16 protein-coding genes and 1 pseudogene are annotated in these 15,738 nt (G+C 73.4%); 7 read left to right on the plus strand and 10 right to left on the minus strand.

Annotated features, from left to right (window positions below):
- Positions 1-77: 77 nt before the first annotated feature.
- From B1H29_RS34010 to B1H29_RS34025, 4 genes and pseudogenes are all read right to left on the minus strand, one after another.
- Positions 78-269: pseudogene (locus tag B1H29_RS34010) on the minus strand (cytochrome P450); the annotation flags it as partial.
- 27 nt (positions 270-296) lie between these two features.
- Positions 297-1,337: an NAD(P)-dependent alcohol dehydrogenase gene (locus B1H29_RS34015; protein WP_055420290.1), complete on the minus strand. Its 1,041-nt coding sequence runs from the start codon at positions 1,335-1,337 to the stop codon at positions 297-299.
- Between the two features lie 54 nt (positions 1,338-1,391).
- Complete coding sequence (locus B1H29_RS34020) at positions 1,392-1,556, minus strand: hypothetical protein (protein WP_409350924.1); 165 nt, start codon at positions 1,554-1,556, stop codon at positions 1,392-1,394.
- A gap of 10 nt (positions 1,557-1,566) precedes the next feature.
- Complete coding sequence (locus B1H29_RS34025) at positions 1,567-2,226, minus strand: TetR/AcrR family transcriptional regulator (RefSeq protein ID WP_055420886.1); 660 nt, start codon at positions 2,224-2,226, stop codon at positions 1,567-1,569.
- 160 nt (positions 2,227-2,386) lie between these two features.
- Between B1H29_RS34025 and B1H29_RS34030 the strand changes: the two genes are divergently transcribed.
- Both B1H29_RS34030 and B1H29_RS34035 read left to right on the plus strand, forming a co-directional pair.
- Positions 2,387-2,623, plus strand: a complete 237-nt coding sequence (locus B1H29_RS34030; RefSeq protein ID WP_055420289.1) for a hypothetical protein — start codon at positions 2,387-2,389, stop codon at positions 2,621-2,623.
- Positions 2,624-2,835: 212 nt separating this feature from the next.
- On the plus strand, positions 2,836-4,494 hold the full coding sequence (locus tag B1H29_RS34035) for a catalase (protein ID WP_055420288.1): 1,659 nt from the start codon (positions 2,836-2,838) through the stop codon (positions 4,492-4,494).
- Positions 4,495-4,497: 3 nt separating this feature from the next.
- Here B1H29_RS34035 and B1H29_RS34040 read toward each other — a convergent pair whose 3' ends face one another.
- The gene (locus B1H29_RS34040; RefSeq protein WP_409350923.1) at positions 4,498-5,367 is read right to left on the minus strand and encodes a fructosamine kinase family protein; all 870 of its coding nucleotides are present in this window, start codon (positions 5,365-5,367) and stop codon (positions 4,498-4,500) included.
- Positions 5,368-5,459: 92 nt separating this feature from the next.
- Here B1H29_RS34040 and B1H29_RS34045 point away from each other — a divergent pair, with 92 nt between their 5' ends.
- The 3 genes from B1H29_RS34045 to B1H29_RS34055 all read left to right on the plus strand — a co-directional run bounded on the left by B1H29_RS34045 (position 5,460) and on the right by B1H29_RS34055 (position 7,641).
- A complete protein-coding gene (locus B1H29_RS34045; protein WP_055420286.1) occupies positions 5,460-5,783 on the plus strand; it encodes a hypothetical protein in 324 nt (107 codons plus the stop codon).
- Positions 5,784-5,853: 70 nt separating this feature from the next.
- Entirely contained in the window at positions 5,854-6,618 is a 765-nt protein-coding gene (locus B1H29_RS34050) for a maleylpyruvate isomerase family mycothiol-dependent enzyme (protein ID WP_055420285.1), read from the plus strand.
- Between the two features lie 483 nt (positions 6,619-7,101).
- Positions 7,102-7,641, plus strand: coding sequence for a hypothetical protein (locus tag B1H29_RS34055; protein ID WP_055420284.1), 540 nt, complete (start codon positions 7,102-7,104; stop codon positions 7,639-7,641).
- Between the two features lie 46 nt (positions 7,642-7,687).
- Here B1H29_RS34055 and B1H29_RS34060 read toward each other — a convergent pair whose 3' ends face one another.
- Complete coding sequence (locus tag B1H29_RS34060) at positions 7,688-9,028, minus strand: MFS transporter (RefSeq protein WP_055420283.1); 1,341 nt, start codon at positions 9,026-9,028, stop codon at positions 7,688-7,690.
- Positions 9,029-9,435: 407 nt separating this feature from the next.
- Here B1H29_RS34060 and B1H29_RS34065 point away from each other — a divergent pair, with 407 nt between their 5' ends.
- Positions 9,436-10,446 (plus strand): NAD-dependent epimerase/dehydratase family protein, encoded by a 1,011-nt coding sequence (locus tag B1H29_RS34065; protein ID WP_055420282.1) that lies wholly within the window; start codon positions 9,436-9,438, stop codon positions 10,444-10,446.
- A 217-nt stretch (positions 10,447-10,663) separates the two neighbouring features.
- Here B1H29_RS34065 and B1H29_RS34070 read toward each other — a convergent pair whose 3' ends face one another.
- The 4 genes from B1H29_RS34070 to B1H29_RS34085 form a co-directional block, all read right to left on the minus strand.
- Positions 10,664-11,227 (minus strand): hemerythrin domain-containing protein, encoded by a 564-nt coding sequence (locus B1H29_RS34070; protein WP_055420281.1) that lies wholly within the window; start codon positions 11,225-11,227, stop codon positions 10,664-10,666.
- 87 nt (positions 11,228-11,314) lie between these two features.
- Positions 11,315-11,848 carry a DoxX family membrane protein gene (locus B1H29_RS34075; protein ID WP_055420280.1) on the minus strand — a complete coding sequence of 178 codons (534 nt, stop codon included), beginning with the start codon at positions 11,846-11,848 and terminating at the stop codon, positions 11,315-11,317.
- 151 nt (positions 11,849-11,999) lie between these two features.
- Positions 12,000-12,491, minus strand: coding sequence for a hypothetical protein (locus tag B1H29_RS34080; protein ID WP_055420279.1), 492 nt, complete (start codon positions 12,489-12,491; stop codon positions 12,000-12,002).
- Entirely contained in the window at positions 12,488-14,977 is a 2,490-nt protein-coding gene (locus B1H29_RS34085) for a molybdopterin-dependent oxidoreductase (RefSeq protein WP_055420278.1), read from the minus strand. Before B1H29_RS34085 ends, B1H29_RS34080 begins: the two co-directional genes overlap by 4 nt.
- Before the next feature lie 110 nt (positions 14,978-15,087).
- Here B1H29_RS34085 and B1H29_RS34090 point away from each other — a divergent pair, with 110 nt between their 5' ends.
- Complete coding sequence (locus B1H29_RS34090) at positions 15,088-15,726, plus strand: GNAT family N-acetyltransferase (RefSeq protein WP_055420277.1); 639 nt, start codon at positions 15,088-15,090, stop codon at positions 15,724-15,726.
- The last annotated feature ends 12 nt before the right edge of the window (positions 15,727-15,738 follow it).

A 15,738-nucleotide genomic window follows, 5' to 3' on the forward strand; every position in this document is an offset into this window, starting at 1 on the left:
GGCCGAGGGGGCACGACCGGAACGGGGGACCGGTCGCGCCCCCTTCGCCCTTTTCGCCACCCGGGCGGCGGACCGGCTCAGCCGCGCGGCCGTACCGGGATCTCCCGCCAGCCGAAGGCGATGAACGACGGCACCTGCCGCAACTGCCGGGGGTCCACCGCCAGGCGCGACTCGGGGAACCTCTCGAACAGGGCGGGCAGGGCGGTCAGGGCCTCCTCGCGGGCGAGCGGAGCGCCGACGCACCGGTGCACTCCGATGCCGAACGCCACCCGGCCGACGGGGCCGGGGGCGGGCGGTCAGCCGTGGGGCAGGATCACCGCACGGCCGTTGACCTTTCCCTCGTGGAGCCGCTCGTAGGCGGGCGGGGCGTCGTCCAGGGAGTACGTCTCGGTGTGCACGGACACCGCGCCCGCGCGGGCCAGGTCCAGGACCTCGATGAGCTCGCCGCGGCTGCCCCAGTAGGGCGCGTTGACCGACACCTCGAAGGGCAGCAGGCCGAACCCGACGGGGAGCGACCCGCCGCCGATGCCGACCAGCGTGACGTCGCCCTCGACGGCCGCGACGGCGCCCGCGGTCCGCACGGTCGGTGCCACACCGACGAAGTCGAACACGGCCTCGGCGCCGAGCCCGCCGGTGAGCTCGCGCACCGCGTCCGCCGCCTTGGCGTCCGACAGCACCGCCTCGTGCGCGCCCACCTCGCGGGCCAGGCGCAGCTTGTCCTCGCTGACGTCGAGGGCGACGACCCGGGCGGACGTCAACGCGCGCAGCAACTGGATGGCGACGTGACCGAGGCCGCCGGCGCCGATCACCACCGCGGTCGTCCCGGGGACCAGCTTGGGCAGCGAGCGCTTGACGGCGTGGTACGGCGTCAGGCCCGCGTCCGTCAGCGGTACGGCCGCGACGGGGTCGAGCCCGTTCAGCGGGACCAGGTGCCGGGGGTCGTCGACGAGCAGGTACTCGGCCATCGAGCCCGGACGCCCGAGCCCCGGCGGGTGGATGCCCAGCTCGTCGGCGCGCAGGCAGTAGTTCTCCTTGCCCTGGGCGCACTTGGCGCAGGTGCCGCAGCCCCAGGGGCCGTACACGGCGACCGCGTCGCCCTCGGCGAGGCCGGTCGCCTCGGCGCCCAGCGCCGCCACCGTGCCGACGCCCTCGTGACCGAGGGTGAGGGGCAGCTCGTAGGGGAAGCCCTCGGCGGGCCAGCTCATCACCGCGATGTCGGAGTGGCAGACGCCGGCGGCGGTGACCTCCAACAGCACCTGGCCGGGGCCGGGCTCGGGGTCGGGGACCGTGACGACCTCGGGCGGCGCCCCGATCGTGCGGTACTGCAGTGCCTTCATGGCTGAACTCCTTTGTTTTCCCCCGGTTCGTCCCCCCTGGTCGCGTAACCGGTCTCAGACCGCGGTGGCGTTGTGGTCGGCGACGACGTCGGTGGCGCCGGCGCCGAGGCGGCGGGCGGCGGCCAGGCCGATGCCGGAGGCGGCGCCGGTGACGAGGGCGGTGCGGCCGGTGAACTCGGCGGCGTGGTCGGTGGTGGGGGTGGTGCCGGTGGTACGCATGGTGCGGTTCTCACTCTTCGGTGGTGCTGTCGGGGGTCGCGGCCGCGGCCTCCGAGGTCAGGGCGTCGTAGGCCCGCTCCACGAGGGCGGCGAGGTCTGCGGCTCCCGCGTCCGGGTCGTCGCCGCGTGCCCACAGGCGCAGGGCGGCGATCAGGACTCCGGCGGCGGCGTCGACGAGGGCGGCGGGGCGCACGTCCCGGGCGTCGTCGGTGCCGAGCCGGTCGGCGACGATCCGGATCGACTCCTCCTGGGCGTCGACCCGGATGCGCTGGTAGGCGGCGAACAGGTCGGGCTCGGTGTCGGCCAGGGCCAGTAGCCGGCGCATCCGGGGACGCACGTGCCAGGCCGGATCCTGGTGGTCGGCCAGCCAGTCGCGCACGGCCCGGCGATAGGCGAGCAGGGGCGGCTCGTCGGCGGGGCGGGCGAGCAGCAGCGCGTTGATGCGGTCCCCGTCCCGGCGGACGAAGTCGAGGGCGGCGTCCTCCTTGCCGGCGAAGTGCCGGCTGAACGTGCGGCGCGTGACGTCCGCCCGCTCGGCGATGGCCTCCACCGTGGTCGCCGCCGTCCCGCGCTCCAGGATCAGGTCGCAGGCGGCGGTGGCGAGTGCGTCGCGGGTCTGCCGCGCCTTGCGCTGCCGCCGGTCCTCGGTGGTGGGCTTCGTCGCCGTCATGCTGCCGAGGTTACACTCGGAAATGTCCCAGTGGGACATATGACCCGGTGGGACACTTCTGCGGCACGCGGCTCCGCTCCGGCGAGGCCGTGTGCGGCCTGACACCCCGGGTACCCGGCCCGCGCTCCGGAACGAACCCCACTTCGAGGAGGAGGTCCGTATGGCCAGCGGTACGGAGGCCGGCGGCGTGACCGGCACGCAGGACAAGGACTACAACCTGATCTGGTACGTCGAGTCGTGCCTGAACAACGCGCTGCGTCTGGAGACGTACATCCAGGACGCGGAGCGCAACAAGGACACCGAGGTCGCGGAGCTGTTCCGCAAGGCCCAGGCGGACAGCCGCAAGGGCGCCGAGCTGGGCAAGGGGCTGCTGCGCGCGAGGCTCGACGGAGGCTGAACACCCGTCCGCGAGGGTCCGGACCCCTGACCGGGGTGTCCGGGCCCTCGGCGTGAGGCACGTCCGGACAGGCACGTCCAGACACCCGCAAACCGGTATGTGTCGGATACTCCACCGTGGGGTACCCGGGGCGCCCAGGTGCGCGGCCGACGGCCGCCTCGCAGCTCAGGGCCGCGTCCGAGGCCGGCCACGAGTCGAAGGAGCCCACGAACATGACGGACGTATCGAGCCAGGGGCCCGCCCCGGGCGACGACCGCAAGGTGCTCACCAACCGGCAGGGGCACCCCGTCTACGACAACCAGAACCAGCGCACGGTCGGCGCCCGCGGCCCCGCCACGCTGGAGAACTACCAGTTCCTGGAGAAGATCAGCCACTTCGACCGCGAGCGCATCCCCGAGCGTGTCGTGCACGCCCGCGGGGTCACCGCGTACGGCCACTTCGAGGCGTACGGCGCCTGGGGCGACGAGCCGATCGACCGCTACACCCGGGCCAAGCTGTTCCAGGAACGGGGCAAGCGCACCGACCTGGCCGTCCGGTTCTCCACCGTCATCGGCGGACGCGACTCCGCCGAGACGGCCCGCGACCCCCGCGGCTTCGCGGTGAAGTTCTACACCGAGGACGGCAACTGGGACCTCGTCGGCAACAACCTGGCCGTCTTCTTCATCCGCGACGCGATCAAGTTCCCGGACGTCATCCACGCCCTCAAGCCGGACCCGGTCACCTTCCAGCAGCAGCCCCGGCGCATCTTCGACTTCATGTCGCAGACGCCGGAGTGCATGCACATGCTGGTCAACCTGTTCAGCCCGCGCGGCATCCCGGCGGACTACCGCCACCAGCAGGGCTTCGGCGTCAACACCTACAAGTGGGTCAACGCGGCCGGCGAGACCAAGCTCGTCAAGTACCACTGGATGCCCAGGCAGGGCGTCCGCAGCATGACCGAGGAGGACGCCGCGAACGTCCAGGCACAGGACCTCGGCCACGCCACCAAGGACCTCTACGACGCGGTCACGCGCGGCGAGTACCCCGAGTGGGAACTGCTCGTCCAGATGATGGACGACCACGACCACCCGGAGCTCGACTTCGACCCGCTCGACGACACCAAGACCTGGCCCGAGCAGGAGTTCCCGGCGAAGCCGGTCGGCCGGATGGTGCTCGACCGGATGCCCGAGAACTACTTCGCCGAGAACGAGCAGATCTCCTTCGGCACCGGCGTCCTCGTCGACGGGCTGGACTTCTCCGACGACAAGATGCTGGTCGGCCGCACCTTCTCCTACAGCGACACCCAGCGCTACCGGGTCGGCCCGAACTACCTCCAGCTACCCGTCAACCAGGCCAAGAACGCCGACGTGCGCACCAACCAGCGCGACGGCCTGATGGCCTACCACCAGGACGGCGGCGGCGAGAACCCGATCGTCAACTACGAGCCGTCGATCACCGGCGGCCTGCGCGAGGCCGAGTACCCCACGCACGACGATCAGGGACCGGAGATCCAGGGGCGGCTCACCCGCAAGCGGATCCCGCGCACCAACGACTACATGCAGGCCGGACAGCGCTATCTGCTGCTGGAGGAGTGGGAGCGCGACGACCTGGTGGCGAACTTCGTCAACCTGCTCTCCCAGTGCGACCGGCCGGTGCAGGAGCGCATGGTGTGGCACTTCCTGCTGGTCGAGAACGACCTCGGCCTGCGGGTCGGCGAGGGCATCGGCATCAGCCCGCAGGACGTCTCGCACCTGGAGCCGCTGGCCAGTCAGACCCTCACCGACGAGGACCGCGAGCGGCTGGCCAACCTCGGCAAGAACCCGCCGCGCGACGTGGCGGGCCTGACGATGACCCACTGCGTCCCGAACGAGCGGCACGTCGTGACGCGCTGACGCTCACCCCGCGCGCCGCAGCGCCGCCCGGGCCGCCGTGAGGGCCTGCTCGGCGTAGCCGCGCCCGAACAGCACGGCGTGCACCAGCAGCGGGAAGAGCTGGTGCACGCCGACGCGGTCGGCCCAGTCGTCGGCGAGCGGCGCGGTGTCCCGGTAGCCGTCCAGGATCCGGTCCAGGTGCGGGCAGCCGAAGAGACGGAGCATCGCCAGGTCGGTCTCCCGGTGCCCGCCGTGCGCGGCCGGGTCGATCAGGTGGACACGCCCGTCGGCGCCCCACAGCACGTTGCCGCTCCACAGGTCGCCGTGCAGCCGCGCGGGCGGTTGTGCGGGCCCCGCCAGATCGGGCAGCCGTTCGCAGACCCGCTCGACGTCGGCCGCCTCCGCCGGCCCGACGGTGCCCGCGTCGACCGCGCGGCGCAGATACGGCAGCACCCGGTGCTCGGCGTACCAGCTCGGCCAGTCGGTTCCGGTGACGTTGCGCATGGGGGCGAGCCCGATCCAGGCGTTCCCGGGCCCGCCGGGCGGCGCGGCACCGAACGCCGGCGCCCCGGCGGCGTGCAGCGCGGCCAGGTCCCGGCCGAACCGGACCGCCGCCCGGGCACTCGCCCTTCCCTGTGCCACGCGGTCGGTCACCAGCCAGTGCTCGTCGTCGCCGTGCACCGCCGGGATCCCTACCGTGCCGGACTCCGCCAGCCAGCGCAGCCCGGCGGCCTCGGCCCGCGCCGCCCCGGCGCCGTCGCCGCGTTTGACCACCACCGCGCGTCCGTCGTCGAGGGTGACCTCGGTGAGCGACCCGGTCAGCGGACGCGCACCGGTCACCGGCCGGCCGGTGAACCGGGCCGCGGCGGCCGAGGGCGAGGAGAGGGCGGACACGACCACCAGGTTAGGACCGGACTGCGGCCGACCCGGTGAAAAACGCCCGGCAGGCCGATCGAACATCCCGGGCGCGGGGGAGCAGTGGGACTATGACCAGTTCAGCGTTCCATCGCACCATCACCCTGCCCGCCCCCGTGTGCGAACAGGCCGCCCGGCATCTCGAGCAGGCGGTCCAGAAGGCCATCGACGGCGCCGCGACCCCCTGGCGCGCGTTCCGCGGGGCCGGCGGCGGCGACCGCGCCTTCTCGGTCCCGGTCGTCGAGCAGGCCGCGGGCTGCCTGCTGGTGCTCGCCGCCGAGAGCGCCCAGAGCCTGCGCCCCTCCGCCCTGCGCGCCCTGATCACCGTCGCCCTCCATCTGCGGGACGCCGCCGAGGCCGTCCGGCGGCCCGTGCTCCCCAGCGGGGCCTGGTGAGCACGGGTCCGCCCCCACCGGCCGGTAAAACGCCGTGCCCCGTACCTGAGCGTGTGCTTGGCTCTGCGGCATGGAGTTCTCCCGTTTCCTCGACTGCCTCGCGGCCGACTACGACCGGCTGCGGGCCGTCGTCGGGACCGACGCCGGCGCCCCGGTCCCCTCCTGCCCCGGCTGGACCGTCGCCGACCTGACCCGCCACGTCGGCGAGGTCTACCTGCACAAGACCGCCGCCATGCGCGACGGCGCCGAGCCCGAGCCGTGGCCGCCGAAGGAATTCGCGGCGGAGGAGCCGACGGCACTGCTGGACCGCGGGTACACCGCGCTGCGCGCCGAGTTCGCCACCCGCGGCCCCGAGGACCCGGCCGCCACCTGGTACGGCCCCGACCAGAGCGTCGGCTTCTGGATCCGGCGGATGGCCCAGGAGACCGTCGTCCACCGCATCGACGCCGAACTCGCGACCGGGCAGCCTGTCGCCCCCGTCCCGGCGGATCTCGCGGTGGACGGGATCGACGAACTGCTCAAGGTCTTCGCCGCCCACTCCGTCGCCGAATGGGGCGAGTACTTCACCGACATCCTGGCCGGTACGCCGGGACACACGTACCTGGTACGGGCCGGTGACGCCGCGTGGCGGGTGCGGACCGGCCCGGGGCGGTTCGCCGTGACGGACGGCGCAGGCGACGGCACGGCCGACGTGACGTTCAGCGGCACACCGGAGGCCGTGCTGCGCCGGCTGTGGAACCGGGAGAGCGCCGACGGGGACACCGGGGTCACCATCGAGGGCGACCCGGAGGCGGTCGAGGAGCTGCGGCGCTGCATCGTCGTGGCGGCCGAGTGAGCGCACGCCCGGGACCGGACGCCGTCGCCGGGCGCGGGGGCAGGCCGGGGGGGCAGGCGGCGGGGGCCAGGACGGGGAGCCCCGATAGTGCGGGCCAGAACGTAGGAGCCCGGAGGTAGGAGCCCCGGACGCGGGAGCCCGGATTTCCGGCAGCAGGACGAGGGGACGGCCTGGGGGACGACGGTCCTACCGAGGATTTCTTCTCCGCGCCGGTGAACCGGGCGGCCACCGGTGACCGACGAAGGCCGCCCGTCGCCCCCGGGTAGGGGCGGGTTCCACGTCGTGTGACGGTGTGTGCCGTCGGGTGCGGCCGTCCGCGTTCGGGCCCTTCGGCCGACCGGAGATGTGTCCGAGGCCACGTCGCCGGCGAGAGCCGGGCCATGTTCCGCGCCGGGGGTCCCGGGCTACGGTCTTCGCGGACCCCGTGTCCTCCACGACGACCAGACGCACAGTCCCACGACGAGCAGTTCGGACGGCCCGGCAGTGCAGGCAGATCTCTCTCCCGTCATCGCGGCGACCACCCAGTGGCTGACCGGCGCCTATCCGGCGTCCGGCGGTGCGCTGGCCTGCGCCCTGTGCGAGGTGCAGGCGCGGCAGGCCGTGACGGTCGCGGCCCGGCTGCGGTATCCGACCCCGATGGACGTCGCGCTGCTGGGCGTGGCGGGCCCGGGAGGCTCCGCCCGGCTCGACTGGATCACCGGCGCGGACGGTACGGCGCCCGCCGATCCGGACGGGGACGCCTGGCGGACCTGGGTGGACGAGGTCGTCGCCAGTTGGGCGGCCTGTCTGCTGACCGACCCGGAACTCGCCGCCCTGGCCGTGGCAGCGCTGGCCGACGGCGATGCCGCGGCGGGTACGTCGGAGGGAACGCCGGTCGAGTTCCGCCGCCTGCTGGCGCCCGACGAGCAGGACCGGCGGGCAGCGGCCCTCCTGCGCCACCCCGACCTCGCCGCGCCCGTCGCCGCACTGCACCACGCCCAGCTCGTCGACCGCATGAACCCCGGCCAGGCGCTCGTCGCCTGATCCGCGCCGGCCCGGGTGGGGCGCCCGCGGCGGCCTGTGACCCCGATCAGGCGGCCGTCCCCAGCGCCGCCTGCCCGGGCACATCCACGTCCCCGGCCCGTACCGCCACCGGCGCCGTGACCCGGCGCTGCCGCAGGAGATGCCCCGCACCGATACTGCCCGCGATGATCAGGCCGCCCGCGACGAGCGCGCCCCGCGCCCCGGCCAGCTCCATCAGCAGGCCGAGCGCCGGCGGACCGCCGAGGCTCCACACCGTGCCGATGCTGCCCCACACCCCGAGCACCCGGCCCCGCAGGTGCGCGGGCGGGTCGGTCTGGAGCACCGCCGTGCCCGCGGTGTCGGAGACGGACTCCACCACGGCCATCGGCAGCACCATCACCAGCAGCACGGCCAGCGACGGCGACAGTCCGGCCACCACCTGCAGCAGTCCGCCCGCCGCCGCCAGCGCACCCACGATCCGTACGGAGGGGCGGCGCAGCCGGGCGCCCAGGACCGCGCCGACGATGCCGCCGGCCGCCAGCACCGTGGAGACCGTGCCGAACGACCCGGCGCCGCCCGCGAGCGGTCCGGTGACGAGCACGGCCAGCGTGAGCTGGTAGTTGCGCCCGAAGACCGCGCTGACCCCGGTGACACCGGCCAGCGCCAGCAGCCGGGGACGGCGCGCGAAGAAGGCCAGTCCCTCCCGCACCGTCATGGCGTCCGCCGCACCGTGGCGCTTCGCGGTCGGGACGTACGCGACCGCCCCGCGCGCCGGACGCAGGAAGGGGATGACCGAGGCCACGAACAGGAACGACAGCCCGTTGGCGGTGTAGGCGGCGGCCGTGCCCAGGAAGCCGACCGTCACCCCGGCCAGGGCGGCGCCCGTGAGCCGCCCCGCCTGGTGGACCAGCGCGCCCACTCCGATCGCGGAGGGCACGTCCTGAGGCGGTACGAGGTCGTTGCCCAGCAGCGAACACGCCGGGCCGTCGACGGTGGCGATGACACCGGTGACGGCGGCCAGCACCATCAGGGAGGTCACGTCGAGCCGGTCCAGCGCCACCATCAGCGCCGTCACGAAGGCGACCGCGCCGAGGAGGGCCTGGCTGACCGCGGCGGTCAGCTTCCGCGGCCAGCGGTCGACGGCCGCACCGCCGAACACGCTGATCAGCAGCGCGGGCGCGGCCTGGACGGACATCGACAGACCTGTCGCGGCGGCGGACCCGGTGATCTGCAGGACCAGCAGGTTCTGCACCGTGAGCTGCATCCACGTGCCGGCGTTCGACACGAAGTTTGCGACCGACCACCAGCGCATGCTGCGGTATCTCAGCGACCGCCACGGCGAACGGGACGCGGACTCGGCGGGTGCCGAGGCGGGGGACGGCGGGGCGGGGGCAGGGGAAGAAGACACAGTGCGCCACTCGAAGACGAGTCGTGAGACCCGGAAGGGAAGGGGACGGGAGCGAGAAGGCCGGCTGCGTTGCGCGGCCACTCCACTGAGCCGGATGACGGCGCCGACCATCGTGGCAGAAGGGACCGGCGAGTCATCGCCGACGCCCCTCGGCGAGCCGGGCCTCCTGGGCCAAACCCCTGCGGTCGCGCTGGACTTGGCGAGTCGAGTGGGCTTGATCACAGCGCCGGCCGGTGCCACGCGTGCCGGGCCGGCGGCCGTGACGGCGACCACAGGGGCCCGGGCGCCCACCTGGTGACGCGCACCGGCACGGGAGGGCCGCGGCAGAGGTCAGGGTATGAAAGCGACTCGGCGGGGCACCCGGGGCACGCTCGTCAGCGCTTCGCGGAGGAAGAGAGGTCGTCCTCATGATGCCGATGGCGGCGTTCGGCCCGCGGGCGGAGGCCCGCCCGCCCTGGGGCCGTGCCCTGGTGACCGGCGGTGCGGGGTTCCTCGGTTCCCATCTGTGCACCCGCCTGCTCGATTCAGGAGTCGAAGTCGACTGCCTGGACAACCTCTCCACGGGGCGGGCGGAGAAGGTGGCCCACCTGGCCGGCCGGCCGGGTTTCCGCTTCCTGGAACGGGACATCTCCGAACCCGGCTGTCCGGACGCGCTCACCGGCCCCTACGACCTGGTCCTGCACCTGGCGGGCGCCGCGTTTCCGGCCGCCTGGCCGGACCGGCCCGTGGAGATCCTGGAGGCCGGCAGCCTCGGCACCCGCGCCGCGCTGGCCGTCGCCGACCGGGACGGCGCCCGGTTCCTGCTCGCCTCCTCGCCGCCGGCCCTTCCCGACGTGCCGTCCGACACGGACCCGGTCGGTCCGCACGGTGCCTGCGCCGAGGCCGTCCGGTTCTCGGAGGCCCTGGTCGCCGCACACGCGGGCACCCACGGCTCGAACGCCGGCATCGTCCGGCTGTTCACCGCCTACGGACCCGGTATGCGCACGGACACCGGACAAGCCCCGGCCCGCTTCCTCGAGCAGGCACTCGCCGGCCGGCCGGTCACCGTCACCGGGGACGGCAGCCGGACGCACTCCCTGTGCTACGTCGACGACATGGTCGACGGCGTGCTGCTGGTCGCGGCCGGCCGCTCGGTGCGGCCCGTGGACATCGGCGGCGACGAGGAGCCCACCGCCGCGCAGATCGCCCGCCGGGTGATCGACCTGACCGGCTCCGACTCGCCGCTGGCCTTCGTCGACGGTGCGCAGGACCGGCCCGCCGAGCCCCGGCCGGTCACCGGCTTCGCCCGTGAGATCTTCGGCTGGCTGCCGAGCGTGACCTGGCAGGACGGCCTGGAACGCACCGTCGCCTCCCTCCGTGACCGACCCGATCCGATCCCGACGGCGACGACCGGGCGGGCGGGGGAGTGGCGGGTGTGAGAACACCCCCGCATCGCACCCGGCGTACGCACGTGAGGACCCTCCGCACCTGGTGCGGGTGAGGACCCTCCGCACCTGGTGCGGGTGAGTGAGGACACTCCGTACCCGGTCCTCACCTGGCGCACGTGAAGGCACGCGCTGCACCACCTGTCCGTGCGCGGGGCCCGTCGCCCTCACGACGGACGGGCCCCACGCACGCGGCGCGGAACGGGCGGGCTCAGCCGGCCTTGCCCCGCCCCGACATCGCGTCCCGCACCCGGTCGACCATTCCGGCACCGGGCGCGAGGAGCTTGTTCATCGGCGGCTTGTCCGGCGCGGACGGGTGCGGACGCGTCGGCGCCGTCTTCTTCGCCTGCCGGACCTTGTCGCCCAACTGGTCCAGGGCGTCCGCGGGGCACGCCTCGCGGAGCCTCGGGAAGAGGTTGCCCTCCTCGTCGGCGACGTGCTCACGGATCTCGCTCATCAGCTTGCCGATCAACCGGTCGAACTCGGCGTCGTCCGACGCGCAGCCCTCCAGGTCCTTCATGATCTGCTCGGCCTCGGCGTGGTCCTCGAGCTCCTTGTCCGCGAGGGCGTCCCCGTTCGCCACGTGCTCACGGACGGCCGGGTAGAGATACGCCTCCTCCGCCACCGAATGCCGGATCAGCTCGATGGTGGCCTGATCGGCGTACAGCTTGCGGTCCTTGTGACCGGACGGCAGTGCCTCGATCTTGCCGAAGAGCTCCTCGACCTCACGGTGATCGGTCGTCAGCTCGTCGATGACGTTTCCTCCGTGTCCCATGTTTCACCTCCAGCGATGTCGTGGCGGTTACGGGACCTCCCCGCCACGAGCGTCGGGTCCCCCACACTCCGTGGGCCAATGCCCCGTTCAGTTGCCCAGCTTGGCCCGGATGCCGCCCGCCGTCGCCGCGGGACGTGCCGTGGCCCGCACCGAGCGGTGCACCAAGTGGGCGTCGTGCCGCAGGCCTCGGGCCGTATGGCGGCCGCGCCACAGCAGCGAGGGAGCACTGCCGGTGTCGTCGGCCGCGATGAGCAGGCCGCCCATCATGGACAGGTTCTTCAGGAAGTGGATGCGCTGCTGGGCGCGGTCGGAGGGGTCCTCCGCCTCCCAGTAGCGGTGCGCCGCCAGGGTGGTGGGGACCAGCGCCGCCGCGAGGGCCAGCGCGGCCAGCCGGGGGCAGCGGCCCAGCCCGAGCAGGACCCCGCCCACCACGTGGACGGCGCCGTTGAGCCGTACGAGTTGTTCGGTGTCGTCCGGCAGCGCCGCCACGCGGTCGGCCACCGGTCGGACGATCGGTTCCGCCGCCGGGGCCACGTCCGCGGGCCGGCGCATGGAGTGGATACCGCCCGCGACGAACATCGAGGCGAGCATGGGGCGGCCGACCATACGCAAAAGACTCATGACGCTCTCTCGCTTCTTTCCATGGGTACCGGTGACTGCCAAGCGTGTGGTGCCTACTGCGATCATCAGGTGCCCGGACCGGGCGGCGCCATTCGGCGGCCGGCGTGGTAGCGGCGCTCATCGGCACCGCGCCGTGCGGACGGTGCGCAGGTCACAGGCTGTTCAGGAGCTGTGGAGACAGGTTCTTGATCATGGTGTTGGTCCAGCGCATCTGGCGCAGCGTCTGCGGGTGACAGGAGGAGGCGAGCTCCAGCAGTCCGCTGTCCCTCGACGCCTGGGCGGCCTGGGCGAGCATCTCCCAGTGCAGCGAGTTCTCCGCGGCGGCGACGTGCAGCTCCCGAAGGTCGCGCAGGAGCAGCAGACCCGGCTCGGGACGGTGCACCACCGCCTCCGACGCCTTCTTCCGCAGCGTCGCGAAGACGCCGTCCGGGGAGTGGTCCGGCGGGTCGCCCAGCTTCACGTCGTGGCCCGCGGCGGCCTCCGCCAGCCGCCGGACGTGTTCGCGGGACCAGACGGCGAGGTCCGTGGCGACGTGGTGGACCTCGTGCTCGGTGCGGTGCCGCTCGGCGACGGTCACCAGGTCGTGCGCCAGGTGCCGTTCGCCGCGGTGCAGCGTGCGCAGGGTCAGGGTGATGCCGTTCACTGGGCGCCCTCCTCGCGGCCGTGCGGGAACTCCGCCGGCGTCTGTGCCGTGTGCGCCGCCGGTCCGCCCGCGGTGGGCCGCGCGACGCCTGCGGTGGCGGGGGCCGAGGCGGTGGTGGTCGGTGCCGGGGACGGCCGGCCGTCGCCGCGCTCTACGAGGGTGAGGGCGGCCGTGGCCGTCTTGAACAGCGGCTGCTTGGAGGCCGGGTCCCAGTCGGTGATGGTCGCCTCGTTCGCCGCCCGCCCGGGCGTGTCCGGGCCCGGACCCGACCCGTCGTCGGTGTCCCAGTAGCCGTAGTGGAACGGTACGAACAGCAGCCCCGGCCGGATGCCGGTCGGCCGCAGCCGCCCCCGCAGTGCACCGCGCCTGCTGGTCACGTCGACGAGGTCGCCCTCACCGAGGCCGAGCCGGTCCGCGTCGGCGGTGGAGATCTCCACCCACACGTCCGGGGCGGCGGCGTCGAGCTGGGGCGCCCGCCCGGTCTTCGTGCGGGTGTGGAACTGGTAGATCGTCCGGCCCGTGGTGAGCTGGAACGGGTACTCCTCGTCCGGCTCCTCGTGCGGCGGCCGGTAGGCGGCGGCCTTCAGCACCGCCTTGCCGTCCGGGTTGAGGGAGCGGTACTCCACGACCTCTTGCGACGCCCCGGTCTCCAGGTCCTTGCCGTAGCTCTCGCACAGGTCCGGGTGGGCCCAGTCGATGCCGTCGGTGTAGAGGCGCGCCGTGCCCTCGGGCGACTCCTCGTCGCAGGGCCACTGGATACCGCTGGTGTCGCGCAGTTTGGCGTAGGACAGGCCGGTGTAGTCGCAGGGGCGGCCCGCGCTGCACCGCTTCCACGCCTCGAACGCGGACTCGGGGTCGTCCCAGGTGATCAGCGGGCCGCCGTCCTTGTCCCGGAAGTCCATGCGCCGCGCGTAGTCCAGGAAGATGTCCAGGTCGGGCCTGGCCTCGCCGGGCGGTTCGACCGCCTTCTCCGAAAGGTGCACCGTGCGGTCCGCGTTGGTGAGCGCGCCGGTCTTCTCGCCCCAGGTCGCGGCGGGCAGCACCACGTCCGCCAGTTGCGCCGTCTCGGTGAGGAACAGGTCCTGCACGACCGTGAACAACCGCTCCTGCGTCAGGATCGAGCGGATCCGGGAGAGCTCCGGCAGCGAGACGGCCGGGTTGGTGCCGCTGATCCACAGCATCCGGATGGAGCCCTGCTCGGCGTACCGGTACATCTGCATCGCGTGCGTCGGGGGCGCGAAGTGCGGGATGGTCTCCGGCTCGACGTTCCACACTTTGGCGAGGTCGGCGACATGGGTGTCGTTCTGCCAGTTGCGAAAGCCCGGGAGGTCGCCGTTGGCGCCGCACTCGCGGGTGTTCTGCGCGGTGGGCTGGCCGTTCATCTGGAGCAGGCCGGCACCCGGGCGGCCCAGCATGCCCCGGATCAGGTGCAGGTTGTTGATCTGCACCGCGGCGGCCGTGGCCTGGTGGGACTGGTATACGCCCTGGAGGACCGTGGAGACCAACGCGTCGGTGGTGCCGACGAGTTCGGCCGCCTCCTCGATGCGGGCGGCGGGGACGTCGCAGATGTCCGCGGCCCACTTGGGCGTGCAGTCGGCGACGCGCTCGGCCAGCTCCTCGAAGCCGACGGTGTGCGCGTCGACGAAGTCGCGGTCGATCCGGTCGTGCCGGATCGTCTCGTGCAGCAGCGCGTTGAGCAGGGCCACGTTGGTACCGCCGCGGGGCGCGAGGTGCACGGCGGCGTGCTGGGCCACCCGGGTGGGACGGGGGTCGACGCACAGCAGGCGCGGCGGATCGGCCCCCTCCATCCGGTCCAGCAGCCGCATCCACTGCACGGGCTGGGTCTCGGCGATGTTGTGGCCGAACAGCGCGATCACGTCGGCGTGGTCGAAGTCGTCGTAGCTGCCGGGCTGACCGTCGCAGCCGAACGTCTCCTTCAGCGCCTCCGCGGCCGTGGCCGTGCACAGCCGGGTGTTGCCGTCGAGGTGGTTGGTGCCGATACCGGCCCGGGCGAGGACCGCGAGGGTGTAGTACTCCTCGAGGAAGAGCTGGCCGGAGGTGTAGAAGCCGATCGAGCCCGGGCCCCGCCGGTCCAGCAGCTCGCGCGAGCGGGCGGCCACCACATCCATCGCGGTGTCCCAGTCCGTCTCCACCAGCCGCCCGTCGCGCCGCACCAGCGGCCGGGTCAGCCGGTCCCGGGAGGCGTTCGCCTGCCACCCGAACAGGTCCTTGGGGCCGAGCCGGCCCCGGTTGACCCGGTCCACGTCCCGGCCGCGTACGCCCACCATCCGGCCGTCGGTCACCGCGATGTCCATGGCGTCGCCGTCGGAGTGCAGGATCGACGCCGACTGCACCCACCGCTGCACCGCCTCGGGCTCCACCCCGTCCGCGAGGAACGTGTCCACCCGGGCCGGCCAGGTCTCGTGCCGTCCGTAGGGCACTCTGCCGCCCCACGGCTGCGCGATCCGGTCCGTAGCATCCTCCATCGCCGGCCTCCCGCCAACTTCCTGCACACTGCCGGGCCGCCGGGTACCCGAGTGCCTCCGGTCGAAGCGAACTACTTGTGGGAGCGCTCCCAGACAGGCAGGATGCTGCGGTGACCTCGACTGCCGCCGTACGCCCGTACCGCTCCGCCGACGCTCCGGCCCTCGACGACATCTGCGTCCGCACCGCGCACAACGGCCGGGACAGCCGGCCCGTGTACGCCGACCCCGCCGTCCTGCCGGCCATCTTCGCCGCCCCTTACGTCCACCTGGACCCCGGCCTGGCCTTCGTGCTGGACGACGGTCAGGGCCGGGCGGTCGGCTACATCCTCGGCACGGCGGACACGCGGCGTTTCGCGGAGGAGTTCCGTGCCAAGTGGCTGCCGCGGGTCGCGGACCGCTACCCCGCACCCGAGGGGCCGCCGGGCACCCCGGACGAGGTCATGGCCGGGCTGCTGCACGACCCGGAACGGATGATCGTCCCCGAACTGGCCGCGTATCCGGCCCATCTGCACATCGACCTGCTGCCCGACTGGCAGGGCCGAGGGCACGGCCGCACGCTGATGCGCACGTTCTGGCGGGCACTGCGGGAGCGCGGCGTACCGGCCGTCCACCTGGTCATGGCCACGGCCAACACGCCGGCCAGGGCCTTCTACGACCGTATGGGCTTCCACGAGATCGAGGCGGCGGGCCTCGATCCCGCGGACGTCACCTGCCTCGGCCGTACGACGGAGGACGGCGACCGGACCTGACGCACCGGGCGG

This window comes from Streptomyces pactum (assembly GCF_002005225.1).
GTDB classification, from domain to species: Bacteria; Actinomycetota; Actinomycetes; order Streptomycetales; family Streptomycetaceae; genus Streptomyces; species Streptomyces pactum_A.

Coding starts and splice junctions, on each gene's coding strand:
- B1H29_RS34020 (WP_409350924.1), bottom strand. CDS start 1,556: ATGCGTACCACCGGCACCACCCCCACCACCGACCACGCCGCCGAGTTC.
- B1H29_RS34085 (WP_055420278.1), bottom strand. CDS start 14,977: ATGGAGGATGCTACGGACCGGATCGCGCAGCCGTGGGGCGGCAGAGTG.
- B1H29_RS34065 (WP_055420282.1), top strand. CDS start 9,436: ATGATGCCGATGGCGGCGTTCGGCCCGCGGGCGGAGGCCCGCCCGCCC.
- B1H29_RS34050 (WP_055420285.1), top strand. CDS start 5,854: ATGGAGTTCTCCCGTTTCCTCGACTGCCTCGCGGCCGACTACGACCGG.
- B1H29_RS34025 (WP_055420886.1), bottom strand. CDS start 2,226: ATGACGGCGACGAAGCCCACCACCGAGGACCGGCGGCAGCGCAAGGCG.
- B1H29_RS34035 (WP_055420288.1), top strand. CDS start 2,836: ATGACGGACGTATCGAGCCAGGGGCCCGCCCCGGGCGACGACCGCAAG.
- B1H29_RS34075 (WP_055420280.1), bottom strand. CDS start 11,848: ATGAGTCTTTTGCGTATGGTCGGCCGCCCCATGCTCGCCTCGATGTTC.
- B1H29_RS34030 (WP_055420289.1), top strand. CDS start 2,387: ATGGCCAGCGGTACGGAGGCCGGCGGCGTGACCGGCACGCAGGACAAG.
- B1H29_RS34070 (WP_055420281.1), bottom strand. CDS start 11,227: ATGGGACACGGAGGAAACGTCATCGACGAGCTGACGACCGATCACCGT.
- B1H29_RS34045 (WP_055420286.1), top strand. CDS start 5,460: ATGACCAGTTCAGCGTTCCATCGCACCATCACCCTGCCCGCCCCCGTG.
- B1H29_RS34015 (WP_055420290.1), bottom strand. CDS start 1,337: ATGAAGGCACTGCAGTACCGCACGATCGGGGCGCCGCCCGAGGTCGTC.